Source organism: Sphingomonas koreensis (assembly GCF_002797435.1).
GTDB lineage: Bacteria > Pseudomonadota > Alphaproteobacteria > Sphingomonadales > Sphingomonadaceae > Sphingomonas > Sphingomonas koreensis.
The window spans coordinates 2,111,468-2,128,461 of the sequence record NZ_PGEN01000001.1; the positions used below are offsets into that span (position 1 = coordinate 2,111,468).

The window sequence follows — 16,994 nt, forward strand, 5'->3', positions numbered from 1 at the left end:
GGCCATGAGCAAGGACAACGTCTCGATCATCCGCGAACCCGGCCCCAACGAGATGCGCGATCCGGTGATGCGCGCCGAGTTGCGGCGGGCATCGGTGTGGTTCGGGCTCGCCATCGCGACCGCGCTGGTGGTGCTGCTGATCCAGCCGCTGCTGCTGATCTTCGCGGGCCTTGTCGTCGCGTCGATGCTCGACGGCGGTACGCGTCTGATCCGCAAGATCCTGCCGATCCCGCGCGGCTTCGCACTGGCGATCGCCGTGCTGCTGGTGATCGCTTTCGTCGGCGGTGTCATCTACCTCACCGGGGTCGAGATCGCCGCGCAGGCCGAACAGCTGCGCCAGACGCTGGAAGCGCAGGCGAACCGGGTCAGCGCATGGCTGAGCGAGCTCGGCATCATGCCGGCGGCATCGGACCTGACCGGCCTTGCCCAACAGGCGCTCGGCTCGGTCGGCCGGGTGACCTCGTTCATCGGCGGCGCGATCGGCGCGATCGGCAGCTTCTTCCTCGTGCTCGTCATCGGTCTGTTCGTCGCGATGGAGCCGCGCATCTACGAGCGCGGGCTGCAATGGATGGTTCCGATGGCGTCTCGCGACCAGTTCGCGATCACGCTGGCACGCATGGCGCGGACGATGCGCGTTCTGCTCGCCGGGCGTATCCTCGGCATGATCTTCGAAGGCGCGCTGACCTGGATACTCCTGTCGCTCGCAGGCGTGCCGATGGCATTGCTGCTGGGCATCCTCACCGGCATCCTCGCCTTCATCCCCAATATCGGCGCGTTCATCTCGGGCGTGCTGATGGTCGCGGTCGGCTTCAGCGCCGGGCCCGAACAGGGCCTGTGGGCGATCGCGATCTACTTCGGCGTGCAGACGTTCGACGGCTATGTGCTGCTGCCGCTGGTCGCCAAGCATACGGTGGACATGCCGCCGGCGCTCACCGTCTCGTCGCAGATTCTGGCCAGCACGCTGTTCGGCTTCCTCGGCCTTGCGCTCGCCGACCCGATCGTGGCGATGATCAAGGTCGCGCTCGAGCGCAAGTCCGAGCAGGCGGTCGCCGCCGGGATCGGCGCCGATCCCGAACCCGACCCCGTCCCGCCACCGTCAAGGCCGCGCGCGCGCCGTGCCGTTCCCCGGAAGTCCGCATGATCCTGTACGATTATTTCCGTTCGTCCGCCGCCTATCGCGTGCGGATCGCCCTCAACCTCAAGGGTGTCGAGGCCGAGCGCCGCGAGGTGCATCTGGTCAAGGGCGAGCAGCGCTCGCCCGAGCATGTCGCGCGCAACCCGCAGGGTTTCGTCCCGGCGCTGGATATCGGCAACGGGCATATCCTGACCCAGAGCCTCGCAATCATCGAATGGCTCGATTCGGTCTATCCCGAACCGCGGCTGATCCCGGCCGACCCGCTCGCCCGCGCCGATGCGATGGCGCGCGCGTTGACGATCGCCGCGGACACCCACCCGGTGAACAATCTGCGCATCCTCAAGCGGCTCGAGACCCAGTTCGGCGCGGACGAGGCGGCCAAGGGCGAATGGTACCGCCACTGGATCGCCGAGGGCTTCGCGGCGCTGGAGGCGATGGCGGGGAGCGGCCCGTTCCTTGGCGGCGGCGCGCCGGATGTGAGCGACGTGCTGCTGGTACCGCAAATGTACAATGCGCGCCGGTTCGAACTGCCGCTCGATCCCTATCCCAGGCTGGTCGCGGCCGACGCCGCCGCATCCGCGCTCGCGCCTTTCGCCGCGGCGCATCCGGACCGGGCCAAACCCGAATGAGGGCCGTCTGGGCCCTGCTGATCCTTCCTGTTCCCGCCATTGCCCAGGAAATCGTGGTAACAGGGCGCGGGCTCGACGCGCCGCCGGGCGAGGCGGCCTATGCCGTGGCCGAGATCGACCGCGACCGGCTGACCGAGAGCGCGAGCGGGCGGTTCGAGGACGTGCTGCGCGACGTCGCGGGCGCCGCGCAGTTCCGCCGCGCGGATTCGCGATCGGCGCATCCGACGGCGCAGGGCATCACCCTGCGCGGCCTTGGCGGCAACGCATCGAGCCGCGCGCTGCTACTGCTCGACGGGGTGCCGCAGGCGGATCCGTTCGGCGGCTGGGTCCCCTTCCCCGCCTATCTGCCCGAGCGGCTGGCATCGGTGCGCGTCACCCGCGGCGGCGGCAGCGGCTATCACGGCGCGGGTGCGCTTGCCGGAACGGTCGAGCTGACCAGCGCGGACGCGGCGACGCTCGGGCCGTTCGCGCTGACCGGTTTCTACGGCAGCCGCGACTCGATCGACCTGACGGCGACGGGCGGCGCCAGGCTCGGCGCGGGATCGCTTACAGTGGCGGGGCAGTTTGCGCGCGGCGACGGCTTCGTTCCTATCGTCGCAGAGGATCGCGGCGCGGCCGATCGCGCCGCTCCCTATCGCCAGGCCAGCCTCGCGCTGCGATCGGTGTTTCCGCTGAGCGGCACGATCGAACTGCAAGCGAACCTGTCGGGCTTCAGCGACGAACGCGACCGCGGCACCGATTTCACCCCGATCGCCAGCCAGGGTGCCGACGCCAGCGTGCGGCTGGTCGGGCGCGGCGCGTGGCGCTGGTCGGCGCTCGCCTATCTCCAACACCGCGATTTCTCGAGCGGCTTCGCCAGCATCGCCGCCGGGCGCGCAAGCGCTTCCCCTACACTCGATCAGCATGTTCCCGCCAGCGGCGCGGGCGCGCGGGTGGAGATCGAGCCGCCGGTCGGTAACGGGGCGACGCTGCGGCTGGGCGGCGATCTGCGCCACACATCGGGGCGGACGCAGGAACTCTATCTCTATTCCGCTGGCAGGCCGACGCGACGGCGCACCGCAGGCGGCGAGACCCTGACCGGGGGCGTGTTCGCGGATCTGAGCGTCGAGCGCGGGCCGTTGACGCTGAGTGCGGGCGGGCGTGTCGATCGCTGGACGATCTCGAACGGTTCGCTGTTCGAAGCGCCGCTGGCGGGCGGCGCGGCTCTGACCGACACGCGCTTCGCCGATCGCAGCGGCTGGGAAGCGAGCGGCCGGGCGGGGGTTGCCGTCAAGCTTGCACCCGCGGTCTCCATCCGCAGCGCTGCCTATACCGGCTGGCGGCTGCCGACGCTCAACGAACTCTACCGCCCGTTCCGCGCCGGCACCGACGCCACCGCCGCGAACCCGCTGCTCGATCCCGAGCGGCTGACCGGCGCCGAAGCCGGTATCGACCTCGACCTCGCCTCGACGCTGACGCTCGCCGCCACCGGCTATTGGAACCGTATCCGCGGGGCGATCGGCAATGTGACGCTGAGCACCGCTCCGGGCGGCGGGGCAAATCGCCAGCGGTTCAATCTCGATGCGATCACCGCCAAGGGCGCGGAGATCGATCTGCGCTGGCGGTCCGGGCCCTGGCGCGCAGGCGCATCCTGGGCGTTCACCGATGCCCGCGTCGAGGCATCGGGCCCCGCAGCGGCATTGGACGGGATGCGGCCCGCCCAGGTTGCGCGCCATCAGGGATCGGCGACTCTCGGCTGGACGCGAAAGGGCGCATTGGTCTCGGTCACGGGCCGCTATGCGGACAGGCAGTTCGAGGACGACCAGAATGCGCGCGAGCTGGCCGACGCCTTCACGATCGACGCGCGGATCGCCGTGCCCCTGACTGCAGGTCTCGCGATCGAGGCACGCGGCGAGAATCTCGCCGATGCCCGGGTGGAAACTGCCATCACCGGCGGCGGCATCATCGAACGCGCGACACCGCGCACGCTGTGGATCGGGTTCAGCTACCGGGGGCGGTGAGCGGCGAGATCATCGAACAGGTCGAGATAGGCTTGCACCGGATCCGGGCCGCTCTCGGGCCGGGGCTCCGGGCGCTCACGGCCGGGCATCAGCCAGTAGTTGAGCGCGCCGACCAGCCGGGCGCGGTCGCCGGGCGGGACGATCGTGCCGCGCGCGGGCGAATCGATCAGTTCGTGGATCGCGACGCTCGAATCGGTGGCGACGGCCGGGGTCCCCGCGGCGATCGCCTCACGGATGACGCCGGGCACGCCTTCGAACTCGCTGGTCAGCACCACCGCCGCCGCGCGCTCGATCGCGGGCAGCGGATCGGGCGCGTGACCCGGCATCAGCACCCGGCCTTCCAGCCCGGACCGTTCGACCAGCCGCTCGAGCGTAGCGCGTTCCTCGCCTTCGCCCAGGATCACCAGCTTGACGTCGGGGTCGTGGAGACGCGGGATCGCGGCGATCAGCCGCTCCCAGCGCTTCTGCGGCGCGAGCCGGCCGACGCCAAGCAGGAAGCGCCCCTCGGGCAGCACCGGCGGCGGCGCGCCCGGGATGGGCCGGGCCGGTGGGTTGGGGATGACATGGACATGCGAAGAAGGCAGTCCCATCGCGCCGACCGCCTCCCCTGCCATCGCCGGCGTCATCGCCACCACGGCATCGAGGAAGCGCGGATGCATGCGCAACCAGCTACGATAGCCCGCCCCCGCACCGCGCGGCAGATCGGGGCGCACCAATGCGTTGGAGACCTTGCCCGCGATCGGCGGGCAGGCCTTGCCCAGCCGCGCATGCAGCCAGAAGGCGGCGCCGGTGTAATGATTGCCGGGGCAGAAGACGATGTCGGGCCTGAGTTCACGGACGATGGCGTGGAGCCCGAACAGCGCGCGATATGCGGTACTGCCCAGCTCGCGCACCTCGACACCCGGCGGAATCTCGTGCGCCAGCGCACCGCCGGTATCGCCGATCACCAGCGTCACCCGCCGCCCGGCGCGCGCCCAGCCATCGGCCATGCGCAGCAACGCGCGCTCGACGCCGCCGCCCTTGAGCGTCTGGGCGAAGCTCAGAATATGCGCTGCGGCGGGGGGCTGATCGGGCACGGCGATCCGGGGTGGGGTTGAAGGCTGCCCAGCTAAAGCCCAAATCACTCCCGGAAGAAACCGTATTTTGCTGGCAGGGGCAGGCTGCGCGCGGCCCCTGACGGGGAAATGTTGTACTCTGGGGGTTCAGCCCGGATTCAGCTAAAGGCGCGCCAAGAACGTTGCGTTTCCGGAGAAGGGCACCAGTTTGGCCTATGTTGAACCACCGGGAGCGGAAGCTTCAATGAGCACGTCTGTCGTAAATCCCGCCCCGATCGCTGCGGCGCCTCTCGCGGCGCCCGATCTCGCGGGACTGGAGCCCATCCAGAAGATCAAGCGCCGCTGGCCCGCATTGCTGGGCGCGGTGCTGTCGCTGCTGATGATCGCCGGGCTTGCGAACGAACTGTTCGACAAGGGCCTGACCGGCCTGTCGCAAATGGCGCCGAGCAGCTGGGTCTTCTACCTGTTCTTCGCGCTCTTCTATCTCGGCCCGCCGACCTTCGATTATGTGATCTTCCGCAAGCTGTGGAAGATCCCCGCCTCGGGCATGGTCGCTCTGCACCGCAAGCGCATCGCGAACGAGGTTGTGCTCGGCTATTCGGGCGAGGCCTATTTCTACGCCTGGGCGCGTCAGCGCACCCAGATGGTGGCAGCCCCGTTCGGCGCGGTGAAGGACGTGTCGATTCTCTCGGCGATCGCCGGCAACGCCATCACGCTGGCGATGCTCGCGCTCGCGCTGCCGCTCGCCACCGAATTGCTGACCCCGGCGCAGTTCAACACCGCGCTCGCCTCGATCGCGATCATGATCGGCATGTCGGTCCCCTTCCTGATCTTCTCGAAGCGCGTCTTCTCGCTGCGGAAGAATACGCTCTGGTGGATCTTCGGCATCCATTCGCTGCGTCTGGTGGTGGGCTCGATCCTGATCGCCCTGGCCTGGCATTTCGCGATGCCCGATGTGTCGATCGGCATGTGGCTGATCCTGGCCGCGGCCCGCATGCTGGTGTCGCGCCTGCCCTTCGTGCCCAACAAGGATCTTCTTTTCGCCAACTTCGCGATCATACTGATCGGGCAGGGTCAGGCCCTGTCGGAGCTGCTCGCCTTCACGGCGGCGCTCACCCTGCTGGTCCATGTCGTGCTCTTCGCCGGCTTCGGGCTGCTGGGACTGATCAGGAAGGATATATGACCATTCGTTTCGCCGCCCCGCTTCTCGCCGCCGTTGCAATGCCGATCTCTCCCGCCGCCGCGCAGTTGCTGGAGGGCTCTGCGGCCATGTGCAACGGATCGAGCCCGTCGGTGCGCGTGAACATCACCGGCCTCAAGGATCGCAGCGGACGGCTCAAGCTCGAACTCTATCCGGCGACCGAGGACGATTTCCTGAAGGACGACACCAAGCTGAAGAACGAAGGCAAGTTCTTCGCCCGGCTGTGGACACAGACGCCGCAGGCAGGGGCGGTCTCGCTGTGCATCCGCGCGCCGCGCCCGGGCCGCTACGCGCTGCTGTTCACCCACGACCGCGACGGCAAGAACAAGTTCAATTTCTGGAAGGACGGCGCCGGCTTCGCCAGCAACCGCAAGCTCGGCCGCAGCCGTCCGCAGCTCAAGGAAGCGGTCATCAATGTGGGGGCCGGCGTGACGACGATCGCGATCCACGCCCAGTATCTGCGCGGCCTTTCGGGCTTCGCGCCCTATGATCCGAACGATTGAAGCGCGCGATGCGGATCATCGACGTCAACGAATATTATTCGCCCACCGGCGGCGGCGTGCGGACCTATCTCGACCGCAAGATGCGCATCCTGGCCGAGCTCGGCCATGAGCTGATCGTCATCGCCCCGTTCGAAGAGGACCGGATCGAGGATCGCCCGGATGGCGGGCGCATCTACTGGGTCAAGGCACCGCCGCTGATCGTCGACCGCAACTACTGGCTGTTCAAGGACATGGCACCGGTCATCCAGCTGCTCGATCAGCTGAAACCCGACGTCGTCGAGAACAGCTCGCCCTGGCGCCCGGCCTGGGGCGTCGGCAACTGGCAGGGCGACGCGCTCAAGGTCTTTTTCGCGCACAACGACAATATCGGCGCCTATCCGCAGCGCTGGCTGGCGCCCTTTGCCAGCCCCGACCGGATCGAGCAGATGTTCGGTTGGTACACGCGCTACATGAACAAGTTTCTCGAGGGCTATGACGCCTTCGTGACCAACGGTCCGGCGCTCGCGAAACGCTATCGCCGCCGCGGCATCCATGTTGATGCGGCGATGCCGCTCGGCATCGATCGCAACCATTTCTCGCCCGGGCTGCGCGACGAGGAGCTGCGTGCATCGATGCTCGCACAGCTCGATCTGCCGCCAGAGGGGCATTTGCTCATCGGGCTCGGACGCCACCACAAGGAGAAACGCTGGCCGGTGGTGATCGACGCGGTCGAGCGCGCAGGCGCGCAGATGCCGGTCGGCCTCATGCTGCTCGGCGACGGCCCGCAACGCTCCGCACTCGAACGCCAGATCGCCGGCAACACCCATATCCGGCTGTTCCGTCCGGTCTATGACCGCGAGCGGTTCAGCCGCATCCTGGCCAGCGCCGATGCGCTGATCCACGGATCGGATCAGGAACCGTTCGGGCTGGTCGCGTCCGAAGCGCTCGCCTCGGGCCTGCCGCTGATCGTCCCCAATGACGGCGGCTGCGCCGAGGTCGCCGATCCGCTGTTCGCCGAAACCTATCAGGGCGGCGATTCGAAATCGGCAGCGGCAGCGATCCGGCGGCTGTTCGCGCGCGAGCCTGCCATCTTGCGCGCCGCAGCGCGGCACGCGGCGGGACAGGTCCTGTCCGACCGCGACCATGCGATCGCGCTGGTGGATCTCTATTCCGAGCTGATCGCCGAGCGTGCCGGCGGGGTTGCGCGCCGCCAGAGGGTGTAGCGCCCGCTACCGGCGCAGGCGGTAGACCTTCACCTCGCCATTGCCGAGCTTGACGACCTCCGGTGCGTCATAGTCGCGGCGGACGATCTCCTCGACATAAGCTCGGATATCGAGCGTTTCGACGCGATAGGGCGGACTGATCACGATCACCTCGGGACGCTGCGCGATGATGCGCTTGACCTCGGTCCATTGGTCGACGCCCATCGCGCCATTCTCGCGCGGGCGGATCAGGAAGGACGGGAAGATATAGGCGGTGAGCCGGCAGCGCTCCGTCAGCGTGTAGAGCATCGTGTGCCCCGAATAGACGTAGAGGCAACCCGGCCCGCTGCCGACTGCTTCGATCAGGCGCGCAAACTCGGCCGGTGTCCCGCGATTGATCCGCTCCAGCCCGACCTTGACTTGGCCGCCAATCGCGGCGGCAAGCAGGATCACGACCGTCCACTTGCGGTGAACCGCCATGAACCCGGCCGCGCATGCCGCCGCCGGCACCACGACCGGTAGCCCGTAATGCTCGTACCAGGTGCCGAAGACGAGCACGCCGAACGCCGATGCCAGCAGCCACAGCAGCAGGAAGGTGCGCAGGTCCGGCTCGGCCTCGCGCCGCTTGCGCCAGCTCATCAGGCCGAGCGCGACGAGCGGCGCCAGCACGCCGACGAGCACGCCCAGATTCTCCAGCGCCTCGCCGATCGGGTTGGGCTTGCGCGCGAAGATCGCCATGAAGTTGGCGAAGAAGAATGCGTCGAAGGCGCCGATCCAGGCGTACCACGCCATCACCAGCGCGGTGGGCACGAGCGCGATAGCGACCAGCACGCAGCCATAGACCAGCACCGAGCGGAGACTGCGCGTCGCCTTCCACTCGACGAACATCAGCCAGAGGCCGATGAAGATCCCCTCGAACACCACCGAATATTTGACCTGAAGCGCCAGCCCGATCAGCAGCATCGCCCACATGCCGCGCCGCCAGGCATGCCCGTCGGCGCGCGGGCGGCTGGCGAGCAGCGCGGCGCAGGCCATCAGCAGGTTGTAGAAGACGGGCGATTGCCCGCCCACGCCACCCAGCAGGTTGAGCCACAGGATATAGGCGATCGCGGCCCAGATCGCGCCCTTCTGCCATTGCGCCAGATCGGCGAAGCGGGCCACGATCCATGCGGTCGCAACCGCCGCGGCCAGCGCCATCAGCTGATACGCCCAGACCCCGGCCATGCCCGGCAGAAGGGCCGCCGGCATGAACAGCAGGAACAGCCCGACCGGCTTGCGGTCCCAAAGATCCACAAAGGGTACCGCGCCGGACCACATCGCGTGCGCGACCGAGAAATAGAATTGCTCGTCAACCTGGACGATCGGATTGCCGAGCGCGAGCGCACGCGCCGCAACGGCAACCAGCACGATCAGCGCCAGGCGGCGCGTGTTAGCCGATGTGATCATTGCGGCCCCTTAGAAGGCGCTCGAAAGCTTGTCACTTCCCGGCGCGCGCCGCCTATACCCGGTTCGGGTAGACGGGTACGATATCGACCGGGATCGCCTTCATCGACGCGATCACGGCGCGGGCATTGTCGTCGAGCACCGCCCATTTCGCCATGAACGCCTTGACCCCGTCATAGTCGCCATTGCCCTGGAGCACGATCATGTCGCGCAGCAGATCGCGCAGCCCCAGCTCGAACCGGGCATCGTCGATCCGGTAGCGGCCGGCCTTGGCGTCCCAGACGAACGCGCCCTTGGCCTTCAAATACCCGTACTGCATCGCGGCACCCTTGCCATGCGCTTCCTCGATCCCGAAGCGCATGGCGCGGAAGGTGCCGGCAAGATAGGTGGCGAACAGCTGCGACTTCTCCGACGCGGGCAGCTCGCCCTTCTGCATCATGAACAGGATGTTCCACGCGCCCATCACGTCGGCCTTGGCTTCCTCCAGCCCCGACGCCTGGTCCTTGAGCGCCTCGCTCACCGTGGTGCGCTTGCCGTCCACGACGATCGTCCCCGGCCCGAGGCTGTGCGACAGTTCGTGGAACAGCGTTTCGAGCTGCATGTACTTCTTGGCGACCAGGCTCGCCTGATCGGGCACCAGCACCAGCGGCGCCATCGGGCTCAGGATCCGCTCGTACTTGGCGCCGAGCACGTTGGAGAGGATCACCTTCTTCGCGCCCTTGGCCTCGCGCACGCGCTCGTCATTGGGCAGGTTGAAGGCGATGGTCTGGACGCCCGGGACATTGTCGCCGCCGCCGCGGATCTGCTCGGCCACCGCGATCGGGCTCTCGAAGCCGCGCTGGAAATTCTTGTACTTGGCCGGGACCGGGAGGTTCCCTTCCATGTCGCGCAGATAGCGCTTGTACTTGGCGAGCGCCGCCGACTCGGCCGGGTCCTTGAGCGTAACGAAGCTCTCGAACGCGGTCTTCTGGCCGTGGAGCCGGTCGGTATAGACCTCATATGGGCCGATCGCGACCTCGATCGGGGTGCCCTCAAGGTCCATCCACGCCAGTTCGGACTGGAAATAGTCGTCGGTCAGGAACGCCCTGGCGCGCAGCGTCAGAAACTTCTTGAGGCTGGCGTTGGTGGTGATCGCCGCGGCCTGATCGAGCAGCTTCGCCGCCTGGGTCAGCTCGGTCTTGTACGCGACCGAATAGGGGATCGCCTTGAGCTTCACGCCGTCGCGGACGACGACGGTATAGGGGCTGGTCAGCGCGGTCTTCTCGCCCGGATTCTTGGCGAGATAGGCGTCGAATTCCTCACGCGTCAGATCGGCGGGATAGAAGCCCGCGCCCTCCGGCATCCTGGCGCCGCCGCCGAAGGGGTGAAGGTCCGCCACCTCGTCCCACGGGCCGAAATTGCGGTCGTACATCTCCAGCTTGAGCGCATCGCCCTGCTTCTCGATCCCCGCACGCGTCGCCTGCCAGTTCGCGTCGCGCTGAGCACGATAGATGGTCGACATGATATCCGACGCCTGGATCAGCAGATTGACCACCTGCCGCTCCTCATCGGTGAGGAAGCTGGTGTCCGGCTTCATCTCGATCACCGCGAGCTTCGCCTTCTGCGCGGCGAGGTCGTAGCTTTCGGCAGCGGCGCTGGCGTCATTCCCAGCGGACGGCGTCTGATTGCAGGCGGCAGTGGCGAGAAGCAGCGCGGCGAGGGCGGTCTTGCGCATCGGTAACTCCGGAAACCTGTCGGTTGCGGCCCGCTCTAGACCTGTCAGGATCGGCTGTCACGAACCCGCCATATGCACGGGCCAGGGACGCGGAAGGGAGACCCGACATGACCATCCGTATCGATCGCCGTTCACTGATCCTCACCGGCACGTTGGGCCTTGGCGCCTATGCCATCCCGGGCTTCGCGCAAACGGCGGCCGCGGACGGCTTCACGCACAATGTCGCGAGCGGCGAGCCCGGCGCGACCTCGATGCTGCTCTGGACCCGCTATGCCGGCAGGGGCGATTCGGCGAAGCTCAGGGTCGAGGTCTCCGAGAGCGCTGACTTCGCCAAGGTGGTGGCGGGCGGCGAGGCGATCACCGGGCCGTGGCGCGACTGGACGGTCAAGATCGTCGTGACCGGCCTCAAGCCCGCAACCCGCTACCATTATCGCTTCGTCGCACCCGACGGCAGCGCCTCCCCGCTCGGGCGGACGCGGACGCTGCCCGAGGGCAATGCGGCGCGCTTCGGTATAGCCATCTTCTCCTGCTCGAACATCGGCTTCGGCTATTTCAACGCCTATGCCCATGCCGCGGCGCGCGACGACATCGACCTGGCCGTGCACCTCGGCGACTATATCTACGAGTATCCGCACGGCTATTACCCGTCGGCGGACCAGGCCGTGACGAGCCGCCTTCCGCTGCCGGCGACCGAAATCGTCCACCTCGCCGACTATCGCCTGCGCTACGCCAGCTACCGCGCCGATCCCGATCTGCAGGCGCTGCACGCGGCCAAGCCGATGCTGATCCAGTGGGACGACCATGAGTCGGCGAACGACAGCTGGGAAGGCGGCGCGCAGAATCACAATTCCGACAAGGAAGGCGACTGGAACGCGCGCCGCGCCGCCGCGATGCAGGCATGGCGCGAATGGATGCCGGTCTCCGACGAGCCGTGGAAGGCCTATGAGATCGGTACCCTCGCCACGCTGTTCCGGACCGAGACCCGGCTGCTCGGGCGGACCAGACCCTATAGCGCCGCGCCCTTCCTGATGGCGGACGATCCGCTCGCGGCGCTGAAGGCGTTCCGCGACGGCGCGTGGCAGGACCCGGCGATGACGATGATGGGCTGGGAGCAGGAGGCGTGGATCGCCGCCGAGCTCAAGCGATCGGTCCGCGCCGGCACGCGCTGGCAGGTGGCCGGGTTCGGCACGATCATGGGCCGGCAGGTCGCGCCGAAGCAGGCGATGGACTGGCTCAAGCCCGACGCGCCCGAAATCGCCAAACGCTATGTGAAGGCGGGCGTCACCCTCGCTGCGCTCGGCCTGCCGACCAACCTCGACAATTGGGGCGGCTATCCCGCCGCCCGCGCACGCTTCCTCAAGTCCGCGCAGGCAGCCAACGCCAACCTCGTCGTGCTCTCCGGCGACAGCCACAACGCCTGGGCCTATGACCTGGCGCAGGATGGCAGGCCCGCGGGGGTCGAGTTCGCCGGCCATGCGGTGACCTCGCCCGGCTATGAAAGCTCCACCGCGGCGGACCCCAAGGCGATCGCCCGCGCGCTGGTCGAGACCAATGCCGAGCTCAAATGGTGCGACACCTCGCGCCGCGGCTATATGGCGCTGACGCTGACGCCCGATCAGGTGCGCAACGACTGGCTGTTCGCCGACACGATCCGCCAGCGCACGCCCGCGGCGAGCATCGGCCACAGCGCGACGGTGCGCCGCGGCCGCAATGTGATGGCCTAGCCCTCCAGGCTCTTGCTCACCTGCTCGGTCATGTCCTTCGACAGACCGGGCACGGCGAGGATGCGTTCGAGCTCCGCGCGCATCCGCGCCGCACGCGCCTCGTCGAAGCGCTTCCACCGGCCGAGCGGAGGGACCAGCTTCGCCGCGGTCTGCGGGTTCAACTTGTCGAGCGCGATCAGTTGATCGGCGACGAAGCGGTAGCCGCGCCCCTCGCCCGAATGGAAGGCGCGCTGGTTGATCGCAAAGGCCCCGACCAGCGCGCGGGCGCGATTGGGGTTGGCCAGCGTGAAATCGCGATGCTTCGCCAGTTCCTCGACCGCTTCGGCCGTGTCGGCGCGCGTCGCCAGCGCCTGGGTCTGGAACCATTTGTCCAGCACCAGCGCATTGTCCGAATAGCGGTGGTAGAAAATGTCGAGCGCCGCTTCGCGCTTGTCGGAAAGCCCGTTGACCAACGTCATCAGCGCCCCCTGCCGGTCGGTCATGTTGTCAGCGCCCTCGAACTGGCTGAAGGCGAGATCGGGGCCGTCGGCCGCGCCGCTGGCGTTGATATAGCCGAGCGATACGGTGCGCAGCCGCCGCGCGCCCTTGCCCGCCGGGCTGTATTCGAAGCGGTTGGCCTTCACCGCGTCGTGCGCGTCGCGCCATTGCTGCTCGAGCGCCTTGCCGAGATCGCGGCGCAGCGCCTCACGCTTCTGGAAGATCAGCTCCGGATCGACCACGGCCAGCTGGTCGCCGATGAAGCTGTCCGAAGGGAGCAGCACCGCTTCGGCGACGAACGCCCGGTCGAGCGCCGGATCGCCGAGCGTGTTGGCCACCGCCTCGATCACCGGGGCATGATCGGCGCGGCCCTGCGTCACCGCGGCGACGAGCGTGTCGAGCATCAGCTGCTGCATCGCCTCGTACCGCGCGAAGGGATCGTCGTCATGCGCCGAGAGGAAGGCGAGATCGGCCGCGCTGCGGTTGGTATCGACGATCACCGGCGCCGAGAAACCGCGGTTGATCGACAGCACCGGACGCTCGGTCACGCCGTCGAACGCGATCTCCGCCTCGGCATCCGACAGCAGGACAAGCTGCTCGGGCGCCACCGGTTTCGCGCTCTCGCCGCCGAACAGCCGCAGCTTGAGCGGAAGCACCATCGGCGCCTTGCCGGGCTGGCCGGGCGTCGGCGGAACGGTCTGGCGGATCGTCACGCGCGCGCGGCCGTCCTCATGCTCCAGCGTCGCCGTGACCCGCGGCGTCCCGGCCTGCGAATACCAGAGCCGGAACTGAGCGAGGTCGATCCCGCTCGCTTCCTCCATGCATGCGACGAAGTCCTCGCACGTCGCGGCGGTGCCGTCGAAACGCTGGAAGTAGAGGTCGGTCGCCGCGCGGAACTTCTGCGGGCCCAGGATCGTGGCCATCATGCGGATGACCTCGGCGCCCTTGTTGTAGATGGTCGCGGTGTAGAAATTGCTGATCTCGAGATACTCGTCGGGGCGTACCGGGTGCGCGAGCGGCCCGGCATCCTCGGGAAACTGCGCCGCGCGCAGGCCGCGGACATCCTCGATCCGCTTGACCGCCGCCGAACCCTGATCGGCGGAGAAGCTCTGGTCGCGGAAGACGGTGAAGCCTTCCTTGAGCGAGAGCTGGAACCAGTCACGGCAGGTGACGCGGTTGCCCGACCAGTTATGGAAATATTCGTGCGCGACCACCGCGGCGACCGCGTCATAGTCGTAATCGGTGGCGGTATCGGGATCAGCGAGAATGTAGCGGCTGTTGAAGATGTTCAGCCCCTTATTCTCCATCGCGCCGAAGTTGAAATCGTCCACCGCGACGATGTTGAACACGTCGAGATCATATTCGCGCCCATAGACCTTCTCGTCCCAGGCCATGCTGAGCTTGAGCGCGTGGAGCGCATGATCGGTCTTGGGCAGATCCTTCTCGCGCACCCAGATGCCGAGCTGCACCTCGCGCCCCGACAGGGTGGTGAAGGTCCCGCGATTGGCGGCAAGGTCGCCCGCGACCATCGCGAAGAGGTAGCAGGGCTTGGGGAAGGGGTCGTGCCATTCGGCCCAGTGCTTGCCGTCGGGCGCCTCACCCGAAGCCACCGGATCGCCGTTGGCGAGCAGCACCGGAAAGCGCGTCCTGTCCGCGGTCATCTTCACCCGGTATTTGCTCAGCACGTCGGGCCGGTCGGGGAAGAAGGTGATGCGGCGGAAACCCTCGGCCTCGCACTGGGTGCACAGGTTCCCGCCCGAAGCATAGAGGCCCATCAGCTGGGTATTTCGCTCGGGCGCGATCTCAACCTGAGTCTCGACGACATGCACGTCGCCGGGCAGCGCGATCACCAGCGCGGGGCCGTCCATCTCATAGGCCGCCTCCGCGCCGTCGACCTTCACCGAAAGCGGTGTCAGCCCGTCGCCGTCGAGGCGAAGCACGCGATCATGCGCGCCATTGCGCTCGACCGTCAGCACGGCGGTCACCCGCGTCGCCGCCGGATCGAGATCCAAGTCGAGCGCGATTTCCGGCACCAGCCAGTCGGGCGCGCGATAGTCCTCGCGGCGTGTGACATGGGGCGTGGCGGCGAGAGCATCGATCATGGGACAAGCCTATAAGCGGAGCCGCCCGGGCGGCACCACGAAATTTCGTTGCGGTGTATAGCTGTAGTGCTACGCCTCAGCCCATCCTTTGTTCAATCGGAAGACCTCATTGATGCTGCGTCCGACGCTTACGCTTGCTCTCGTCAGCCTTGCTCTCCCGCTCGCCGCGCAGGAGGCTGCACCTCAGGCCGCGCCCGAGGCGGCCAGGACACCGACCGCGGCGGAGACCAACGCCTTCGTCAACGCCGCGCTTCCGGCCGATCAGGCGGCGATGAAGGCGCATGTCATGTTCCTCGCGTCCGACGCAATGAAGGGCCGCGAGTCGGGCACCAACGAGTATGAGATCGCCGCGCAGTACGTCGCCGCGCAATTCTATGCCGCCGGCCTCAAGCCCGCAGGCGTGGATGGCTCCTATCTCCAGCCGGTGCCGCTGCTCAGCTTCCGCGCAGCCGACAAGGGCACGCTGACCGTCACCCGCAGCGGTGCGGCACCGGTCAGCCTCGTCTTTGGCGAGGACTATATCCCGGGCGGCAATCCGGAGCGGGAAAGCACGCTGATCGACGCGGGCGTGGTGTTCGCGGGCTATGGCATTGTCGCGCCGCAGTACAAGCGCGACGACTATAAGGGCGTGGACGTGAAGGGGAAGGTCGTCGCGATCTTCTCGGGCGCGCCGGGCGGCTTCGACGGCGAAGAGCGCGCGCATTTCGGCAGCAACGCCAACAAGGCGGCGATCGCCGCGAGCAAGGGCGCGGCCGCTGTGATCGTGCTCGAAAGCCCGAGTTCGGCCAAGGTCCGCCCCTTCTCGCGCATGACCGAAGTATGGGACGAGTGGCGGATGACCTGGGCCGATGCGCAGGGCAATGGCCATCTGCCGGCCAAGGGCACGCCGACCATCGCGTCGGTCAGCCTCAAGGGCGCTGGCAAGCTGTTCGGCAAGGACAAGGGCTGGGCCGCGGCGGTGAAGGCCGCCGAAGCGGGCAAACCGACGATCGCACCCTTCGCGAGCAGCGCGACGCTCGCCGCCGCGCTCAAGACCGAGCGCAAGACGGTGACCAGCAGCAACGTGGCGGGCATCATCCCGGGCAGCGACCCCAAGCTCAAGGACGAGGTCGTCGTCCTCTCCGCGCATCTCGACCATGTCGGCGTGGGCAAGGCCGACGCGAAGGGCGACACGATCCACAACGGCGCGATGGACAATGCCATGGGCATCGCCTCGCTGATCGAGGAGGCGAAGCGCTTCCAGGCATCGGGCAAGCCGCCGCGCCGCTCGATCATGTTCCTCGCCGTCACCGCCGAAGAGAAGGGGCTGATCGGCGCGGACTATTTCGCGCACAACCCCACCGTGCCCAAGGCCAATCTCGTCGCCAACGTCAATCTCGACATGCCGGTGATCACCTACAAGTTCGAGGACATGATCGCGTTCGGCGCGGCGCGCTCGACGCTCGGCCCGATCGTCGCGCGCGCGACCGCAGCGGTGGGCGTGGGCGTCGGCAAGGACCCGATGCCCGAACAGGGCTTCTTCGTCCGTTCGGACCATTACCGCTTCGTCCAGCAGGGCATCCCCTCGGTCTTCCTGTGGCCGGGCATGGCTGGCGTGGGCGGCGAGGCGTTCAACCGTTTCCTCGCCACCCGCTATCACCGCCCGTCGGACGAGATCACCAACCCCGAGATCAAATGGGATCAGGGCGTGCGCTTCATCGAGGCGAACTACGCCATCGCGCGCGAGATCGCCGATGCCGATGCGCGCCCGGCGTGGAACAAGGGCGATTTCTTCGGCGTGCTGTACAATGGATATGGCGCGAAGTGAGGTGAGCTTCCCCCGGCGGGGCA

General features: G+C 67.7%; 12 protein-coding genes. 8 read left to right on the forward strand and 4 right to left on the reverse strand.

Annotated features, from left to right (window positions below; all coding sequences use genetic code 11):
• The first annotated feature begins 4 nt into the window (after positions 1 to 4).
• From BDW16_RS09930 to BDW16_RS09940, 3 genes are read left to right on the forward strand one after another with little or no spacing between them, the layout of a single operon-like run.
• Positions 5 to 1,141: an AI-2E family transporter gene (locus BDW16_RS09930; RefSeq protein WP_083954447.1), complete on the forward strand. Its 1,137-nt coding sequence runs from the start codon at positions 5 to 7 to the stop codon at positions 1,139 to 1,141.
• On the forward strand, positions 1,138 to 1,764 hold the full coding sequence (gene maiA / locus BDW16_RS09935) for a maleylacetoacetate isomerase (RefSeq protein ID WP_066581284.1): 627 nt from the start codon (positions 1,138 to 1,140) through the stop codon (positions 1,762 to 1,764). Before BDW16_RS09930 ends, maiA begins: the two co-directional genes overlap by 4 nt.
• Positions 1,761 to 3,764, forward strand: a complete 2,004-nt coding sequence (locus BDW16_RS09940) for a TonB-dependent receptor (protein ID WP_066581283.1) — start codon at positions 1,761 to 1,763, stop codon at positions 3,762 to 3,764. The genes maiA and BDW16_RS09940 overlap by 4 nt, the downstream gene beginning before the upstream one ends.
• On the opposite strand, the gene BDW16_RS09945 is transcribed toward BDW16_RS09940, so the two are convergent.
• Positions 3,749 to 4,840 carry a glycosyltransferase gene (locus tag BDW16_RS09945; protein WP_066581281.1) on the reverse strand — a complete coding sequence of 364 codons (1,092 nt, stop codon included), beginning with the start codon at positions 4,838 to 4,840 and terminating at the stop codon, positions 3,749 to 3,751. The genes BDW16_RS09940 and BDW16_RS09945 overlap by 16 nt on opposite strands.
• A gap of 223 nt (positions 4,841 to 5,063) precedes the next feature.
• Here BDW16_RS09945 and BDW16_RS09950 point away from each other — a divergent pair, with 223 nt between their 5' ends.
• The 3 genes from BDW16_RS09950 to BDW16_RS09960 are packed head-to-tail and all read left to right on the forward strand — an operon-like array spanning position 5,064 to position 7,725.
• Positions 5,064 to 6,002, forward strand: coding sequence for a hypothetical protein (locus tag BDW16_RS09950; RefSeq protein ID WP_066581277.1), 939 nt, complete (start codon positions 5,064 to 5,066; stop codon positions 6,000 to 6,002).
• Entirely contained in the window at positions 5,999 to 6,523 is a 525-nt protein-coding gene (locus BDW16_RS09955; RefSeq protein WP_066581276.1) for a DUF2141 domain-containing protein, read from the forward strand. Before BDW16_RS09950 ends, BDW16_RS09955 begins: the two co-directional genes overlap by 4 nt.
• Positions 6,524 to 6,531: 8 nt before the next feature.
• Positions 6,532 to 7,725, forward strand: a complete 1,194-nt coding sequence (locus BDW16_RS09960) for a glycosyltransferase (RefSeq protein ID WP_066581330.1) — start codon at positions 6,532 to 6,534, stop codon at positions 7,723 to 7,725.
• A gap of 6 nt (positions 7,726 to 7,731) precedes the next feature.
• Here BDW16_RS09960 and BDW16_RS09965 read toward each other — a convergent pair whose 3' ends face one another.
• Together BDW16_RS09965 and BDW16_RS09970 are read right to left on the reverse strand one after the other, a co-directional pair.
• Positions 7,732 to 9,150, reverse strand: a complete 1,419-nt coding sequence (locus BDW16_RS09965) for a glycosyltransferase 87 family protein (RefSeq protein ID WP_066581274.1) — start codon at positions 9,148 to 9,150, stop codon at positions 7,732 to 7,734.
• A gap of 52 nt (positions 9,151 to 9,202) precedes the next feature.
• On the reverse strand, positions 9,203 to 10,861 hold the full coding sequence (locus BDW16_RS09970; protein WP_066581272.1) for a dipeptidyl-peptidase 3 family protein: 1,659 nt from the start codon (positions 10,859 to 10,861) through the stop codon (positions 9,203 to 9,205).
• Positions 10,862 to 10,968: 107 nt separating this feature from the next.
• On the opposite strand from BDW16_RS09970, the gene BDW16_RS09975 reads away from it, so the two are divergent.
• A complete protein-coding gene (locus BDW16_RS09975; protein WP_066581270.1) occupies positions 10,969 to 12,585 on the forward strand; it encodes an alkaline phosphatase D family protein in 1,617 nt (538 codons plus the stop codon).
• Here the strand turns inward: BDW16_RS09975 and pepN are convergent.
• Positions 12,582 to 15,164, reverse strand: coding sequence for an aminopeptidase N (gene pepN, locus BDW16_RS09980; protein ID WP_066581268.1), 2,583 nt, complete (start codon positions 15,162 to 15,164; stop codon positions 12,582 to 12,584). The genes BDW16_RS09975 and pepN overlap by 4 nt on opposite strands.
• A 112-nt stretch (positions 15,165 to 15,276) precedes the next feature.
• Between pepN and BDW16_RS09985 the strand changes: the two genes are divergently transcribed.
• Positions 15,277 to 16,971, forward strand: a complete 1,695-nt coding sequence (locus tag BDW16_RS09985) for a M28 family metallopeptidase (RefSeq protein ID WP_066581266.1) — start codon at positions 15,277 to 15,279, stop codon at positions 16,969 to 16,971.
• Positions 16,972 to 16,994: the final 23 nt, after the last annotated feature.